The organism is Ancylobacter sp. FA202 (assembly GCF_000380205.1).
Lineage (GTDB): Bacteria > Pseudomonadota > Alphaproteobacteria > Rhizobiales > Xanthobacteraceae > Ancylobacter.
In genome coordinates this window covers 4929473-4945181 of sequence record NZ_KB904818.1, presented here as the reverse complement: position 1 = coordinate 4945181, position 15709 = coordinate 4929473, and the positions used below count along the sequence as shown (strand labels likewise).

Here is a 15709-nt window from a genome sequence, read left to right as displayed (position 1 = left end):
GCCCCATCGGACCAGGCAGGATGACGCTCCGCATAATCGTATAGGCAACTAGGTCGGCGGTCGCCGCAGCAAGTGAGCCTGCCTCCTGAAGGTCTCCTCGGTTTGCTAGGTCTCGGAGAAGGGGTGTCTCTTTAGACCCGATGGCGGACAAGCCAGCCAGCGCGCCGGCAGCGGAACGAGGGTTGTCTGCTGACTTCAGTCGGACGGGCGCGACGGGGGCTCTCCACTACCCTCCGACCGCCGTATCGGCTCGCCCGCTGCGACCCGCTCGACCTTGCCGAAGAGATCCGAAGCAATGAGACCAAAGCCTGCGCCGAAGACGATTTCGAAGATCAGGATCCTTTGCTTGTCGGCCTCCTGTGCACCCTCGAGGCTAACCACCAGCCAAAGCAGGCCGAGCAGGGCGACGAGGGTAAAGGTGGTAACGATGACGGCATAGTTGAGGTTCACGACCGTCTCGTCGGCAGCCTGGGTCGACTTGTCGACGGCGTTCTTGATGATCGCCATGATATAGGCCGACGTGATTGGCATGAGGATGAGAGTCATGCTCATGCGCTGCTCCTCGGTAAGGTAGTCGCCCTTCAGAAAGATGATGACGAAGAAGCACATCGCGTGGACCAGGATCACCGCTGTGCCGATGACGATCCGAAAAGTTTCTTTTTTCATTTCCGGCACTTCATCGGCGCGTCAACGATATCGTTGAGCATCCGGATGGCGATGTACCCATCGATTTCGTCGGGGTCGACGCCGGATTTGAAGGCACCCAATGGCTGGAAGCGGTCGCCGGGCGGCTGCCGGTCCGCTGGGTATTTCGCAAACTTGGAGCTGATGACGGCCGCATCGACCCGGAATTGAGGGCCAACATCGTTTAAGTCGAAATCCGTGTACTTCTCGAAGTCCGTCATCCAGATCTCGAGGCGGACGGAGAACCAGAAGGACTTGTCCAGCACGTTCTCCATATCTTTTGGCGAGAGACCCCTCGAGTCTGACAGATGTCCACCGACCCACGCGTTCCAGCAGAGCTCCGGATAGCCCCATTCCGTCTTGCAGTTTCTCCTCACCACGACCTCGCTGAAGCGGGTCTCGAGTTTAGTCTTCAGTTTGCACTCGATTTCCTGCATCACACCTTGCAGGTTCGCAGGCGTGATCTGTCCGCCGTAGACATATTGTCTAGCCACTCTCCGCTTGGAGAAACCGCTCCCGCCGGCGGTTCCGAACCCGTGCTCGGCCGATGCGTATCCCGCTGACGTCAATGTTCGAATGGTCCATCGTTCCAGGCCATTGGGAACCGAGAACGATTTGTAGCCTTCGCCCTGCCAGCACACGTGATCATTGTCCGAGGTTCTCCTGATGCGGCCCTTGGCGCTCTTGATCACACGCAGCAATTCCGACACCTTGTCTTCGGCAATGCGAACGCAGATCGATCCGGTAGCGGGATCTTCCGCGCCTTTTTCGGAAGCCGCTGCCGCGTTGATGCCGCATAGCAGGACGGCGCACGCCCAGAGAGTGGAAAGCACTGCCCGTTTCATCGACTTGTCCCACGCCCGGCGAAGTATTTAAGCTTATGGTGCACAGAGGAACAATAGCCGCGCGCCGCCGAGCTAAGATCTTCCGGCAGCAGAAACTGCCTGGAGTAGACACTATGGGCTGGTGAACCGCCCACGCCCACGAACTGACGCGGAAAGCGGACTGGTAGACTTACATGGCCGCCCAGCCAAAGTCTCGGCGCTTTTTCATTAACATAAGGGCTATCGCCGCAGCGGTGATCGTGCTCGCGATTCATGCTGCTTAATTGTTCGGGCTCGTCATGATTTTCTGATGCTGGGCATTGCCTACAGCGATTAAAGATCGAGGTGCGACAATTCGAAATGCATGCCGTCACAGATGCGTTGCGGCTTGAAATAGCCCCCCCAGGCAAAGCCCTCGCTTTCTCTTCGACGTGCTTGCCTGCCCCGCCCGCCGCGGCCAAATCCATCGCCACTGTCGAGGAAATGTCACGTGGGATGTATAAAGGAAGTGTGTTCCCGATTGGCGGGTCAAACATCACACTCTTGCCCGGCTTCTCGTATTCGCCTTCGAACAGAGAATAGACAAGAGGGCGCTTGTAGAACTCGTTGACCAGCACGTCCGCGTTGCCTGCCGGTTCGCCCAGCATCAATCTAATGGCACGATCCAGATCGGCAGCGCGCGTTTTGAACCACGCCTCGACCATCTCCATCAAGGCTGTCAACATCAGACTGACCACAAGAACGACCAGCACGAGGGCGATGGACACGTCGAGAGCCTGTGAGCCGAACATGGATCCGCCCAAGCTTTTCAGATTAAAAATGCTAACATTGGTCTGCGGGAAAGTAACTGGGTATCGGTGAGAATCCGACTGCCCGCGCAAATTTTTATCGGCTCTCACGCTGTTCGCCGATTTCTACCCTTTGTCCACGAGGCCTAGTTATGTGCTGTCGACATTTCGCTGGCTTTTTCAGCGAATTTTTCAGTCGCTCCCTCTGACAAGATGCTCGTTCCGACTGCTGGCGATGCATGTTTTTAGACGTTTCACTTTTTCTGATCAGCTCTTGGCCGGTAGTAGACGGAAGATGCGGGAGGTCCTGCCGCGGTCAAGCAGCTGCCCGCTCCGTTCGCGTTCCGCTCCCGTGGTGCTGATGACCTCGGTGCCCGCAGGGCTCAGGTCTCCACCGCTTTTGATCTCCCGACCGGCCACGAAGTGTGTGACCGGATAACCAAAGGGAGAACCTCTCATGAAGGAAACAGCATCCACAGGTCCCAGCCACGATGTCTATGTCGTCGAGGGCAAAAGTCTTCAACATCGCGCCTATCGCCTCAGGCAGTCGAACATTATGATCTCCGGCTAGCTTCCAGGGGGGGCTTGATCGAGTCAACCCAGCCGTAACAAGCGGATATGCCGTTGTGCGCGGCTACGAATACTCAACCGAGGGCGGTAGCGGCAATCCTCAGGTCTCGGTTTTTGAGGGCGCGGCCGCAAAAGTATCGCGGCATTCCTGATGTTCCTGCAGATTTATTGGGCGATAGGGCTTCTCTTCGTCATAGATCAGCACACCTCCCGCGCGCAGTCGGGAAAGAACCGAAGCGTGCAGAGGTGCATCACTCTTGATGGTCCGCACTTTCTCTCGCCATTTGAACGACTTGCCCCATATGCGGATGCCAACACGGCATTCGTCATGCTGATGCCCCGTGTAGCGGCCAGACGGTCGGAGATAATGGGGGTCGATGAGCAGGCCTGCCTTCTGGGCCTCCTCTGCCATCCAATGGAGGGCGATATCCGAAAGGCGGGACTCGTTTTCCGGGTAGCTGCCGCCGATATCGGAGTGATTACCTGCGAACCAGATCTGCTTGAACCAGGCGTCGCCGTTGACCTCTCCACCGAGGAACTCTCCCTCGTTGACCCAGGGCACCCGCGCGAAATCTTCCCGCGCCTCGTCGATCGCCAGCGCGTGGCGCGCATAGCGCACCCTTGGATTCAGGCTACGATCGAAGAACGTCATCTTGAAACTGGTCAGATGCAGCGTCTTGTACCAGGGAAAGCCCGGCAATTCGGTCACGAATTTGGTCCGCAGACCATAATAGGCCCCCATTCCGAACAGCAGAATCCCGGCCAAGCCTCCGACCAGCCATTGCCAGAAGGTGGCCGTCCACATCGGCGCCATCCACCAGGCGAGGAGGCCTGCCAAAAGAATGGCAACGCCCGCCAGCACTGCCGCTGCTATTTTCGCAGCCGGGGGGCTGATGCCCACGGCTGCCACCGTGTCCCATACGCCAATGAAGTAGGGTACGGCATTGGATTGGCCGTCTTCATCGGATCCGTACTTCTCGCGAAATTGCTGACCGAGGGCCTTGCGCTGCTCTCCCAGACGGTGCCGTCGCCCGCTGGCGGCGTCCTGGCCATGGTCATCGACCCCACTGCCGTGGCTATAGACGCGGGAGACCGCCTCCTTTGCAATCTGCCGCGTGGTGGCGCTGTCACGCCGCAGGGGCTTGCCATCAGGCATCTTGCTGGGAATGCCGCATAGGCCGAGGACGCCACCGAGGCAGCGCACCGTATAAGCGCCGCGGCTGAAGCCGAACAGGAATATCCGGTCTCCGGGGCGCCAGAGTTGAATGAGCGCCGCGTAGCAGTCAGTGATGTTGTGGCTGATGCCGAGGCCGGTCGCGCTGCTCAGAACGTTGTAGATGCGTCGGAGTGGGCCGAACTTGATGTTCTCGCCCGCTAGCGGCGAGCCGAGGCCGGGATCATAAAAGGCTATCTGATGGTCGGGGTCGATGCTCGTATCTGGCCCGCAGCGTGTTGCACGATACAGCTTGTAGACGTTGCTCCGGAACTCATCGACGAGGATGCCGCCAGCTTGGCCGGTGCCGTCCGAAAACACTACGATGTTGCGACCGACCGGCAATTCAATTGCCGAGATTCCTTCGTTTTGAGATGACATATCCCCCATCCATTATCAAATGAAGTCAGGCTCTCTGCAATACTGTCAGGCCAAAGGGAGGAGGCTTCTCGCGCCCGACCTCGCCCCGGCAACTAGTCGATTGTATACGTAGTTGATTTCATCCAGTGGTGCCTTAAGGTTCTTGTTTTGTACACAAGATTCGGCGTTCCCGTTGATGCAGAAGCGAAGCAGAGGGTAGAAGGTAGGGTGCTCACCTGTTGCTGGACTAGCCAAGGCGCAGTGGCCGATCGATCCAGCTACCACGTACCGTTATAATATGGGGATGGCCGTGCCCAGTGTATTTTTCTCATATTCGCATGCCGATGAAGCACTCCGGGATCAATTGGAGAAACAACTTTCCATATTAAAGCGGCAAGGAGTCATAACGACATGGCACGATCGTAAAATTGACGCTGGTGGGCGCCTGCACGGTGAGATCGATAGGCACATCAACCTGGACGCGGTGATACTTCTGCTTGTGAGTGCGGATTTTATCAGTTCGGAATATTGCTACGATATCGAAATGTCTCGCGCGCTTGAGCGAGAAGCGGCGGGAGAGGCGATTGTCATTCCCATTATTCTCCGAGCCTGCGACTGGCAGAATGCTCCTTTCGGCCATTTGCGGGCTACCCCCCGCGACGGAAAGCCTGTGACCCAGTGGCCTGATCGCGATCAGGCGTTCCTTCAGGTGGTGCAGGATATCCGCCAAGCGGTCAGTCGGATCTCGTCACCTTCGCCTGCGCCGGCGGCCAGGTCTCCCGTGCTAAAACCGCCGTCGGCAGTGAGGGATACGCCGGTGGCGGCAGTCCGTTCGAGCAACTTGCGGCTGGCGAAGACGTTCACGCAGCGGGAAAAGGATGCGTTTCTAGAGGATACCTTTGGCTATATCGCCCGGTTCTTCGAGAACTCTCTGGCGGAGCTCACAAGCCGCAATCCCGGCTTCGAGGGCGCTTACCGCCGTATCGATGCCAACCGATTCTTCGCCACAATCTACAAGCACGGCAAGGACGTCGCCAAGGCGACCGTGTTCGTGGGCGGCTCGTTCGGATCGAACGGAATTGGTTATGCGTCCGGCCATATGAATAGCGACAGCTCGTTCAATGAGCACCTCCGGGTCGATGCCGATGAGCATGCGCTCTTTCTCAAAAGCATGGGCATGAGCATCTACAGTGGCCAAAGGGAAAGCAAGCTTACCCAGGAAGGGGCGGCCGAGCTTTACTGGGGCATTCTCATCAAGCCGCTCCAAGGCAACGGGTGACATGATGCTGGCGCTTGATGAGTTCACGATTGGCTCGCTCACGGATGCCAAGCCATTGAGTTTGGTGCTGCCGAGGAGTGTTTACGACAACACTGTGCTTGTTGGGGGTACCGTGGACCAGCCAGCCTATGTGTGCCTCGCTGGGGAGGGAGCCTATTCGCTTATCGGCCGAAATGAAGCGCATGCATGCTGCGGCCTTATCGTGACGGCGGTGAAGATAGAAGTTGACCCCAAGAAGGTCGTCTCACACCGAGACAGGACAGCGGGTGGCCTCATCCGCGAGGGCACCACTCTTGCTATAGTTTCTACAGGCATTCGAGGATTCAGCTTGCGTACGGTGCCGCTGATCGAGGGGTTGGCCGACGTGCCCCTGTCGGAGGCCGCCGTATTTCTGGGATGGCAGATCGTTCTTGGGGAAGGCCTGGCGAAGCGAGTTCTTTGGTCACCCCCTGCTGTTGCCTGATCAAATGGATTCCGCCGAGACAGGATGCGATAGCGAGAGCGCCGCTTCGCGCAACCAGGGCCCGCCGCACACGTAGGTCGGTCGCCTGTCTCTGCGTGAGGGCTAGGACCAGTGGCTGGCCTGGGGCGTCGCTCAGGGCATGGATCTTAGTCGTGCGACCGCCGCGGGATTGAGCTGCCGCCTGACATTGCTCACCCTTTTTCGGCGCCGGTCGCTGAGCGGCGTTCCATGGGTGCTGTCCGCCGCCAACTGGCGCGGCGTACGGTGATCTCCGGTCAGGGCGGCGTAGGTCCTCTGCCAGATCTGCTTGCGGGGCACACCGTTGAAACGGTTGTGCCTTCAACTTCCCGCTGATGTCAGACATGAAACATGCTGGACATACCCCTTTGGCAGCGCAACTATCTGTTGCATCCATGGGGGAAGATTGATGTTTCCACTTGCTATCGTCCGAATCGTTTCTTTGGTGCTTACGGGCTCGCTGCCCTTCTTAACCGCTACGAACACGGCGATGGCCGACTCGCGAGATTGCGACGCTGTAACAAGCCGCGCGACCCTTGATTATGATCCTTATCTGTTGGTCTCGATCGCCAAGAACATGAACGATCGCGTGTGCACGTTCTATGTAAGTCTGCCTCCGAATATGAACGGAACCCCGCTCCAAAGAGCAGCATTCGATCTCGGAATGCTGATCACCGCCGACCGGTCGGATGCAGACCGCTTGCGTGACAACGTTAATTTATTTGTTCGGAATTACATATCCGCACTAGCTATAAACTCCAGAAATGATCGAGAGGTAGCTGCCATCAAAAGTATATCTAGTGATGATAGGATGGTAATGGGAAATTGCATTGTAGAGCAATTGTTTAAGGGAGGGGTCTATGCAAAATACAATGATTTTATTGAATGCGGTTTCGTTCCTGGTGCGCGATCATTTGCGATCACCATCAATAAGCAACAAATAGCGATAACAACTTTGATACCTTACCGGATGTCTGCATGAGTGTGTGGGATTGGGTCCAGAAATCAGCTCAATGCATCGGACAACGCCTTGGAGCCTTTTTCACCTGGCTTATCCGTGGCTTGCTGAAGGACGTTCGCTCCGCGGTGGTTGGCGCAGCAGTAGCGTCGCTGATCAGTTTCGCTATTGCCTACTCGGACGCGCCACAACGCGAGACATGGATCTACACCAATGATGGGGGAATTGCAGAGCCGTTCAAGGTGCTTCTCGGCGAATTGCGCCGCGTGCCGGATTCGGCCGAAGCCAAGTACGACGTAAAGTTTGAGCCACTCAGCCTTCAATCGACCTACGTTTGCGAGTTCTCACACCTGACTGGAAAAACTGCAAAGGACATGCTTTTCCAGTATTTATCACGCTACTCAGGATGCTTCGTCGTAAGTGAGATATCGGGTACATCCATTGTCATCCGGCCCAACAAGAAATCGGGTATAATGATCGATTTAGGTGATACCTGGAATTGCAAATGCCAAGTAGAATAGTAGCCTCACGTAGCACTCTTCCCTCGACAACTTAAGCCAAAATGGGCTGGAGCGGGTTGCGTCATGATCGTCTCCCTTGGTCCGTTCCGCCCGTGGCCGGCAGCGGACGGGAGATGCGGTAGGTCCTGCCGCGGTCAAGCAGCGGCCCGCTCCTTCGCGTTCCGCTCCCGTGTTGCTGATGACCTCGGACGCCCGTGGGTCTCAGGTCTCCACCGCTTTTGATCTCCCGACCGGCCACGAAGGGCGTGACCGGATAACCAAAGGGAGGACCTCTCATGAAGAAAACAGCATCCACCGGTCCCAGCCACGACGTCTATGTCGTCGAGGGCGAAGGAGAAACCGCCTTCTGGACGCGCATCGGTGCCGCCTGGCCGCATTCCAACGGCGAAGGCTTCAACATCCAGCTGACCTGCGTGCCTATCGATGGCCGCCTCGTCATCCGCAAGCGCAAGCCCAAAGAGACCGGGGTGGGCCGATGAGCCCACTGCCGACCGTGTCGCACAGTTCCGTGCGGCACGGGGACTGCGTCCGCCTGATGCGCCGCATGCCCGCCGAGAGCGTCGATTTCATCCTCACTGACCCTCCCTATATCTGCCGTTACCGCTCGCGCTCCGGGCAGACCGTGCGCAATGACGACAATGGCCGATGGGTAAAGCCTGCCTTTGCCGAGATGTACCGCCTGCTGAAGCCCGGCAGCCTATGCCTGAGCTTCTACGGCTGGAACAAGGTCGACGTGTTCATGGATGCCTGGCGAGCCGCCGGGTTCCAACCCGTGGGCCATCTTGTGTTCTGCAAGGGGTACGCCTCATCGCGGCGCTTCCTGGGCGCGCAGCATGAGCAGGCCTACCTGCTTGCCAAGGGGCATCCTTCCGTGCCGGCCGTGCCGCCCAGTGACGTGCGGGACTGGGTCTACACCGGCAACCGACATCACCCGACCGAGAAGCCGGTTGATGTCCTGCGGCCGCTGGTGGAGGCGTTCTGCCCCTCCGGAGGTGTAGTGCTCGATCCGTTCTGCGGTTCCGGCTCGACCTTGCTCGCCGCCCGCGCCAGCGGTCGGCGGTTCTTCGGCATCGAGCTTGACCACCGTCACCACCGCACGGCGCTCGCGCGCCTGCAAGCGCCGTGAGGGGCGCTTTCTGGTGTTTTCAGATGCTTAGGCTTGAGGTCCGCCTTTCGCGAGAGGCGTAGGCGCGTTCATAGGCTAGTGGGAAGTTCGCTGCTGAACAGCAGCGCTTCGACGTCCATGGCACCGTTCAGGATGTGCAGGACCTGCACTTCGTCGTTCTGGACGCGAAAGAAGATCAGATAGTTGCCATGGACGCAGCGGCGAATGCCCAGGCTCTCAAAGCGGGGCACCAGCGGATAGGCGTGCGGTGTCTTGGCAATCTGTAGGGCCCGGTCCCGCAGTTCGCGCACGAAGGAGAGTGCCCGAACGGGGTTATCCTGGGCGATATAGTCCGCAATCCGCTCGAGGCCGCCTTCGGCCTCGGGCAAAAAGACCAGTCTCATTTCTGGCGGGCTTTCGCCTGGGCCTCATACTTGGCTTCCAGCCGGGCAAATACCTCTTCGGCCGGGATCGTCCGTCCGGCTTCTGCATCCGCAAGGCCGCGGGCAATCGCTGCGTCCAGCGCAGCGAGACGGCTCTCGCGCTCCTGGATCAGGCGCACGCCCTCGCGCAGCACCTCACTTTTAGAGTGATACCGTCCGTCAGCGACAAGGCGGTTCACATAGTTCTCGAGCTGTTTGCCGAGATCGACTCCCATAGCCATTTCCACATCCTCCTGCTGTTATTATAGCTCCGGTCAATAACTATTATCAAGACCGTTCTGACACCTGCTGCGCAGGTGGGGGCGGGCTGGGAGTTGTAAGGCTGCCTGCTGTCCCGCTCGACTCTGCGTTGCAAAAGCGCAACCATGCGCTTCGCGCAGGGGGCTGTCATGATCCAGGATCCTTCCCGCTTACGCGGCTGTCGCCGCGGGGGCTTTTTGTCGGTGCAGCCGTCGCGCCGCGCCGGTCTGCCTCCGTCTTGCTGACCGGAGCGGTCCATGGCCGGGAGCAAAGCCGGAGCGCTTGGCTGGGTTATCCTAGGTATCCTCGGCCTGGCGTACTTTTCGTCGCGTGGCACGACTCCTGCGCCGCCCGCCGCCAAGCCGGCTGCGCCGCTTGCCGCCGCTCAGCCCACACCTGTGGTGTTCTCCCCGCCGCCGGCGCTGCCGCGCGGCGCGGCACCGCTTGCCGCGGTGCCGTCGCTTCCGGCGGTTCCTGATCCCACACCGGCCTCGACCGCGGTGATGTACACCACCGCGCGCGTCAACCTCCGCTCCGCTCCGGCTGTCGACGCTCCGGTGCTTCTGCGCCTCGAGGCTGGCGCCTCGGTCGCGGTCTCCGGGTCCGAGGGTCGCTGGTGGAAAGCCGCCTTCGGCGGCAAGCAGGGCTGGGTGCATGCCGACTATCTCACCGCGGCGCCGCCGCCTGCGGCCGCACCGCCGCGGGAGCCTGCACCCAAGCCCGCGGCCCCTTCCGCCTCCCTGGTCGCGCCGCGCACCATGGGGCGCAAGCCAATCCGCGAAGCTTATACGGGCATCTGTGACTGCCCCTACGACTATAAGCGCAATGGTGCCCGCTGCGGTGCTACCAGTGCCTACAGCCGTCCCGGGGGCAGAGACCCGGAGTGCTACGAGTAGGGCAAGGGCTTTCCCTCCTGCACCTGAGCGGTCGGATGTCCGATCAAAGCCCGCGCGAAGACCCGGGCCCTCGAGGAAACGGCAAGTTCTTGCACGACGGGGCTGTGTCGCGGTCTCATGGGATCAGACGCCGTCCTCGTGTGACCGGCGCGTGGGAGATGCGCGACCCGTGTCCGCCGTCAAGAGAGCTTCCGCTCCTTCGCTGCGCTCCCGAGAAGCCTCTTGACGGCGGCACGCCCCCTTGGGGCTCACGGGGCCGCGCGGGAAGGTCAGCGCCGGTCACCCAAGGAGCCGGCGCCGATCAACCCATGAAAGTGCCCACGATGAGCAACCGACCGACAAAGCCCTACCGCATCCTCCTCAGCGAGGTCCGCGTCTACGCAATCGAGATCCACTCGGAGAACGACTACGACCTCGAGGACTGGGCCAGAGAGGGCTGGGAGAAGTCCGATCCCGCCGTCATCGACCCCGACCTGACGCTCGTCCATCGCCGCCTGGTCGATGTGACGGTCCACGAGAAGAGCCTGCTTCCCTGGCGCAAGCCGGTCGAGCTCCTCCTGACGGTCTGATGTCAGACAGCTGTCTCAGGGCCCTGCGGGGCCCTTTGGTATGCCGCGCGGTGCGCGGCTGTGAGAGGTTCGCATAATCATTTTGAGGGCAGCTCGGCAGGGGCGACGCGCCCTGGGGTCGCCGCTGCGGCGGCTCTCTCCCGGGAGAGATATTCTCCGACATCACATGTCGGATAGGGGCGTCTGTCGGCGCCTGGCGCGTGTGGTTGCCCTGTTGCCGGAGTGCAAGTCTGAGAGTTAGTTTTGGGGTTCGGTGGTAATGGCGCACTTATACATTGCTTCGCAACATAGGTGCACGGCCGCCACCGGGAGGTGGCTATCCGCCGTATGGTGTCGCCATGAGGCGACGTCTTTTCATATGGAGGCGCCCATGGCGTCCTACCATTTCGCAGTGCAGGTCGTGAAACGGTCCCAGGGACGTTCGGTGGTGGCCATGGCCGCCTACCGCGCTGGTGAACGTCTACACGATTCGCGGCGCAACCAGGTGGAGGATTACAGTAAGCGCCGAGGCGTGGCGCACCGCGAGATTATGGCGCCCGAGGGTAGTGCCCACTGGCTAACGGATCGTGAATCGCTCTGGAACGCCGTCGAACACGGCGAGAAGAGAGTCGATGCGCAGCTCGCCCGCGAGATCAATATGGCACTACCGCACGAGTTGACCCACCAGCAGCGGCTCGAACTGGTTCGCGGGTTTATCGCAGAGCACTTCGTGTCCCGTGGGATGGTGGCGGACTTCGCCATCCACGAGCCAGTCGTCGAGAAGGGCGACAACCACCTGAACCATCATGCGCACATCCTTCTCAGCTTGCGTCAGGCGACAGCAGGCGGTCTCCGGTCGGTGAAAACGCGTGAATGGAACTCGGACAGTTTGCTCAGGCTTTGGCGCGCCGCCTGGGCCGACCATCAAAACCGGGCTCTTCACCGCTATGGCTTTGACGCGGTCGTTGACCACCGCACGCTGGCTGTCCAGCGTGCGGCTGCGATAGAGCGTGGCGATCGTGACGAGGCGCTGCTGCTCGATCGGCTTCCCGAGGTTCACATCGGACCGCTGGCACGCCAGGCCGGCTTGCATGGACAGATACTGGTAAGCCGTGAACGCGAGGTGGGTCCGCGGCGCTATCGGCAGCCGGGCGAAGCTGCCGTACGGAGAGTCCGCAAGTATCCTCTCTACGATCGAGGAAGCCGCCTGAGTTGGACGAAAGGCATCGTGCGCCAGAATGGTCAGCGCGCCCGTTCGACACTGGAGCAACTGCAGTTTCGCAGGGCCCGTCTGGAGCGGAAGCTGGCTTATTGGGATCTGAGGGCCAAATACGGCCTGGATGGCAAAACGATGAAGCACCCCCACCTTGTCGACGGGGTCATCGCAGGACGTCGCGGACGACCGCTCACGGCTCATGAGAGGGTGCTGCAGCTCCATGCGGCGAAGCGGGCCGATCTTCTGCGGCGTCTCCTGACCGAGCTTGGCAACGTCCTACGCGCTGCACGCCAGCAGAGCGAAGGCTCGCTGATACGGACCCGTACCTTCAGCGATTGGGTGCGAGAGATTGGCGATGCGATCATGCGCGATCGAGGTCGCGAACTCGACCGCTGACCGATCTGCGCTCGCCGGCTGCGGCGCCGGCAAGGACATGGCCGCCGCCCAGCGGTAGCTGTATCGTGCTGGGGAGCCCCTAGTGGGGACGGGACAGTTTGCACCTGAACAGCTGCCTCCTGCATCTTATCCCCTGGAAGCCGATTCGATCCTCGTCCGTGGAAAACTTGCTGATTTATGTGGCAAGGACCGGTCCTTAGGTCGGGTATAGGTACGTTTCGCCCGACACATTATTTGACACATAACGCATTAAATTTCGGAAATTACCATTTTAATTCAATGAGTTATGAATAGTTAACGAGGACTTAAAATCCGTTTCTCTCTGAGAGTGCCGGTTCGAGCCCGGCCGCCCGCACCATCGTCTTGCTCCCGCACGCACGGCCGGGACGCACTCGTCGTCCCGGTCCCGATGGCTGCTCCCCCCGATGGCCGTCCGGCGCGGGATGGCCACTCTTGGCGCGGCTGCCGAGCCTTAGTCGACCAGTTCGATCTTGTGCTCGTAATGGCCGGCATCCCGGCGCGTCGTGGTCATCTGCCCGCGCTTGCCGATGAACCGGCCGGTGCCGCCGACGATGGCGCGCACCTGCGGTGCGTCGACCACCATCTCGCCGGCGCCCACGGCGTAGACCGAGCGGCCCGCGATAACCAGCGTATCGGTGCCGCCGAAATCCAGCACGATGTCGGCGAGGCGGTCGAAGAACTTATCCTTGTCACCATCGGGCACATCCACCGTGGTGATGAGGCCGCTCATCGTCCCCTTCTTGCCGTCCGGCGTGGTGAAGCCGGCCTCGAAGGCCAGCATGTCGCCATGCGAGGCTCCCGCCTTGCCGAGGTCGATATGCACCAGTTCCGGCTTGTCCTGGATGACGCTGAAGGTCTCGCCGGCCTGTGCGGCGGTGGCGGTAAGCAGCAGGGCGGTGAGAAGGCCCGCCAGGGGAGAGAGAATGTTCATGCGGCGCGTCCTTAGGGGCGCAGGTGCCCGTCCGGGAGCACGATAGCTCCACCCATCGGGCTACCAACCGCGTGGCGTGGCCGCAAAGGCGATTTTTGGCCGCATCTTCGCATCGGGCGCCCGGTTCGGGCGCGGGGCGTCTTTATTGTTGAACCGCTGCAGAACTCTAGGGCAGGTTAGCGGCAAATGTAGCGGGGCGCCGGGGCGGGCCTCGCCGAGTGGGGGAGTGCCTATGCGCCGTCGCGACTTTCTGGCCGGGGCCGGTGCCATCGGGCTCGGCGTTCCGCTCATCGCCCGCGCTGCATTCGCGCAGGCCCCCGCCGCCCCGGCGCCCGCCGACCAGAAGGTGGCGCGGCTGGCGATCTATCCCCCGCTCGGCATCTGCCGTGTCGGCAGCAGCGCGGAATTCTTCTATGCGCCCGAGGTTCCCGGCCTGCCGGCACTGGCCGATGGCCGCTACAAGGACGGGCGCGACAAGCTGAAGAAGCAGGCGCAGCGCTTTCGCGTCTACGCCTTCAACGCCGCAGGCGAGGTGCTGCGGGAAGTGACGGCGCAAGAGGCGACCATCGAATGGTCGGTGCATGTGGCCAACACCAAGGGCGCCTGGTACGGCTTCAACAACCCGCTCGACAATGGCGAGCTGGCACCGGGCCTGCCGGGTGGGCAGCGCAACCAGGCGATCACCGATTGGGGGCAGCGGGCGAAGATGCTGGTCATCGACCCCGGCCCGCATGCCATTGCCGGCCGCGGCCTGAACCTCGCCGGCGACGACCCCGCTTACGCGATGGTGGGCGCGTTCTGGGGCCGCGAACGGGTGCGGCTCGCCTCGCTCGGCACCGATACGCAGGGTCGGCTGGTGGTGTTCCCCGGCGATGGGGTGGCGAAATCGGCCATTCCCAACAACCCGATCACCAATTTCTCCGACAATGACGGCTGGTGCGACGATTGGTGCGACGGCCCGGTGGAGGCGCGCGTCACCTTCGCCGATGGCCACAGTCTGGAAGCGGAAAACGCCTGGGTCGCCAGCTGCGGGCCGGATTTCGCGCCGGAAATTCCGCCCTTCGTCTCGCTCTATGACGTGATGCGTGATGTTGCGTTCGATGCCGGCTGGCTGCCGGAGACGGCGGCACCCTATTCCTTCCGGCGCGACATCTACCCGTTCTTCCGCGCGCTGGCGCTGATGCAATGGGTCGCCGCCGCCGGGGCCATGGCCCGGCAATATGTCGAGGTCGGCGATTTCAGCGACCCCGCCTACATCAGCCGCCTCGCCGACCCCTCGCCGGAACAGGCCGCGCTGCGCGCCTCGGTATTCGCCGCCTTCCGCGACCCGAACAAGGACCTGACCGTCGAGCCGAAACAGCAGTTCAAGCTGCCCTTCATGCTCGGCGACGGGGTGAACTATGCCGGCTCGCCGCTGCGCTGGTTCCGCATTCCCGTGCGCCAATACGCCCTGCTCAAGGCTTGGGCGGAGGGCGATTTCATTGCCGATCTCGACCCCGATGCGCCCGAGCCGGTGATCGGCTTCGAGCAGATTCCGCTGGCGCAGCAGCCCGAGGCGCTGACCCGCGCCGCGCTCGCCCCCTGCTCAGGCGGTGCCTTCCATCCCGGCGTGGAGCTGACCTGGGTGCTGCGGCACAAGGAGCTGTTCCGCGGGCCCTTCCGCATCGCCCGGTCGGACACGCGCGACCCCCGCCTGATCCAGAATCTCGGCCTGCTGCTGACGCCGGAAAAAGCCTTTGCCGGCTACGGCGACACTCCCGCCGCCGTGGCGCCGCAAATGCCGGGCGACCTCACCCGCTGGATGGGCCTGCCCTGGCAGTGCGACGCCTTCAGCTGCCAGCAGGTGCTGTTCTCGCATGATTTCGTCAACGCCACCTGGTGGCCGGCGCTGCTGCCGATCGATGTGCTGCCGGAGATCAATTATCACGGCGTCATCAACAAGGACCTGCCGCTCGAGGAACGGATCAAGATGTTCGGTGCCCGGGTGGCGTGGGCGCGCGGCGCCGCCGGCATCGGCTACCACGCCAATGCCAGCTACACCGACGGGCTCAACCGCATGATCTATCTGTGGGAGCGCATGGGCGTGGTGGTCAGCCGGCCCGGACCGACCGATGAGGGGCGGCCGCAGGGCATTCCCGAAACGCTCTTCGTCGAGGTCGACCGTGGCTCGATGGACCTCACGCTGAACGGCGCGCCGTTCCCGGGCCTGCTCGCCCCCACCGATAATCGCTGACC

The 15709-nt window shown here is 61.4% G+C and carries 17 protein-coding genes; 10 read left to right on the top strand and 7 right to left on the bottom strand.

Translation table 11 applies throughout. The features are described from left to right. Nucleotides 1-195: 195 nt before the first annotated feature. The 4 genes from A3M1_RS0122995 to A3M1_RS0122985 form a co-directional block, all read right to left on the bottom strand. Nucleotides 196-666 (bottom strand): hypothetical protein, encoded by a 471-nt coding sequence (locus A3M1_RS0122995; RefSeq protein ID WP_018391345.1) that lies wholly within the window; start codon nt 664-666, stop codon nt 196-198. Further along, nucleotides 663-1529, bottom strand: coding sequence for a hypothetical protein (locus A3M1_RS0122990; RefSeq protein ID WP_245261835.1), 867 nt, complete (start codon nt 1527-1529; stop codon nt 663-665). The genes A3M1_RS0122995 and A3M1_RS0122990 overlap by 4 nt, the downstream gene beginning before the upstream one ends. Continuing rightward, nucleotides 1526-2275: a hypothetical protein gene (locus A3M1_RS26590; protein ID WP_156029565.1), complete on the bottom strand. Its 750-nt coding sequence runs from the start codon at nt 2273-2275 to the stop codon at nt 1526-1528. Before A3M1_RS26590 ends, A3M1_RS0122990 begins: the two co-directional genes overlap by 4 nt. Before the next feature lie 691 nt (nt 2276-2966). After that, a complete protein-coding gene (locus A3M1_RS0122985; protein ID WP_245261833.1) occupies nt 2967-4460 on the bottom strand; it encodes a DUF2235 domain-containing protein in 1494 nt (497 codons plus the stop codon). A gap of 283 nt (nt 4461-4743) precedes the next feature. On the opposite strand from A3M1_RS0122985, the gene A3M1_RS26110 reads away from it, so the two are divergent. The 6 genes from A3M1_RS26110 (at nt 4744) to A3M1_RS0122965 (ending at nt 8804) form a co-directional block, all read left to right on the top strand. Then, nucleotides 4744-5718 (top strand): toll/interleukin-1 receptor domain-containing protein, encoded by a 975-nt coding sequence (locus A3M1_RS26110; RefSeq protein WP_245261832.1) that lies wholly within the window; start codon nt 4744-4746, stop codon nt 5716-5718. 1 nt (nt 5719) lies between these two features. Then, complete coding sequence (locus A3M1_RS0122975) at nt 5720-6181, top strand: hypothetical protein (protein WP_018391340.1); 462 nt, start codon at nt 5720-5722, stop codon at nt 6179-6181. A gap of 427 nt (nt 6182-6608) precedes the next feature. Further along, entirely contained in the window at nt 6609-7181 is a 573-nt protein-coding gene (locus tag A3M1_RS26580) for a hypothetical protein (protein ID WP_156029567.1), read from the top strand. Next, nucleotides 7178-7678, top strand: coding sequence for a hypothetical protein (locus A3M1_RS26575; protein ID WP_156029569.1), 501 nt, complete (start codon nt 7178-7180; stop codon nt 7676-7678). The genes A3M1_RS26580 and A3M1_RS26575 overlap by 4 nt, the downstream gene beginning before the upstream one ends. A gap of 275 nt (nt 7679-7953) precedes the next feature. Further along, the gene (locus tag A3M1_RS0122970) at nt 7954-8157 is read left to right on the top strand and encodes a hypothetical protein (RefSeq protein ID WP_018391339.1); all 204 of its coding nucleotides are present in this window, start codon (nt 7954-7956) and stop codon (nt 8155-8157) included. Beyond that, the gene (locus A3M1_RS0122965) at nt 8154-8804 is read left to right on the top strand and encodes a DNA methyltransferase (protein WP_081620318.1); all 651 of its coding nucleotides are present in this window, start codon (nt 8154-8156) and stop codon (nt 8802-8804) included. The genes A3M1_RS0122970 and A3M1_RS0122965 overlap by 4 nt, the downstream gene beginning before the upstream one ends. 68 nt (nt 8805-8872) lie before the next feature. Here A3M1_RS0122965 and A3M1_RS0122960 read toward each other — a convergent pair whose 3' ends face one another. Both A3M1_RS0122960 and A3M1_RS0122955 read right to left on the bottom strand, forming a co-directional pair. After that, nucleotides 8873-9187: a type II toxin-antitoxin system RelE/ParE family toxin gene (locus A3M1_RS0122960; protein WP_018391337.1), complete on the bottom strand. Its 315-nt coding sequence runs from the start codon at nt 9185-9187 to the stop codon at nt 8873-8875. After that, the gene (locus tag A3M1_RS0122955; RefSeq protein WP_018391336.1) at nt 9184-9447 is read right to left on the bottom strand and encodes a type II toxin-antitoxin system ParD family antitoxin; all 264 of its coding nucleotides are present in this window, start codon (nt 9445-9447) and stop codon (nt 9184-9186) included. The genes A3M1_RS0122960 and A3M1_RS0122955 overlap by 4 nt, the downstream gene beginning before the upstream one ends. A 276-nt stretch (nt 9448-9723) precedes the next feature. On the opposite strand from A3M1_RS0122955, the gene A3M1_RS0122950 reads away from it, so the two are divergent. From A3M1_RS0122950 to mobQ, 3 genes are all read left to right on the top strand, one after another. After that, a complete protein-coding gene (locus A3M1_RS0122950) occupies nt 9724-10362 on the top strand; it encodes an SH3 domain-containing protein (RefSeq protein WP_245261830.1) in 639 nt (212 codons plus the stop codon). A 308-nt stretch (nt 10363-10670) separates the two neighbouring features. Continuing rightward, nucleotides 10671-10931: a hypothetical protein gene (locus tag A3M1_RS0122945; protein ID WP_018963947.1), complete on the top strand. Its 261-nt coding sequence runs from the start codon at nt 10671-10673 to the stop codon at nt 10929-10931. 370 nt (nt 10932-11301) lie between these two features. Then, complete coding sequence (gene mobQ, locus A3M1_RS26105; protein ID WP_157626327.1) at nt 11302-12522, top strand: MobQ family relaxase; 1221 nt, start codon at nt 11302-11304, stop codon at nt 12520-12522. Nucleotides 12523-12994: 472 nt separating this feature from the next. On the opposite strand, the gene A3M1_RS0122935 is transcribed toward mobQ, so the two are convergent. After that, nucleotides 12995-13474: a hypothetical protein gene (locus A3M1_RS0122935; RefSeq protein ID WP_018391331.1), complete on the bottom strand. Its 480-nt coding sequence runs from the start codon at nt 13472-13474 to the stop codon at nt 12995-12997. A 232-nt stretch (nt 13475-13706) separates the two neighbouring features. On the opposite strand from A3M1_RS0122935, the gene goxA reads away from it, so the two are divergent. Continuing rightward, nucleotides 13707-15707 carry a CTQ-dependent glycine oxidase GoxA gene (gene goxA / locus A3M1_RS0122930; protein WP_018391330.1) on the top strand — a complete coding sequence of 667 codons (2001 nt, stop codon included), beginning with the start codon at nt 13707-13709 and terminating at the stop codon, nt 15705-15707. The last annotated feature ends 2 nt before the right edge of the window (nt 15708-15709 follow it).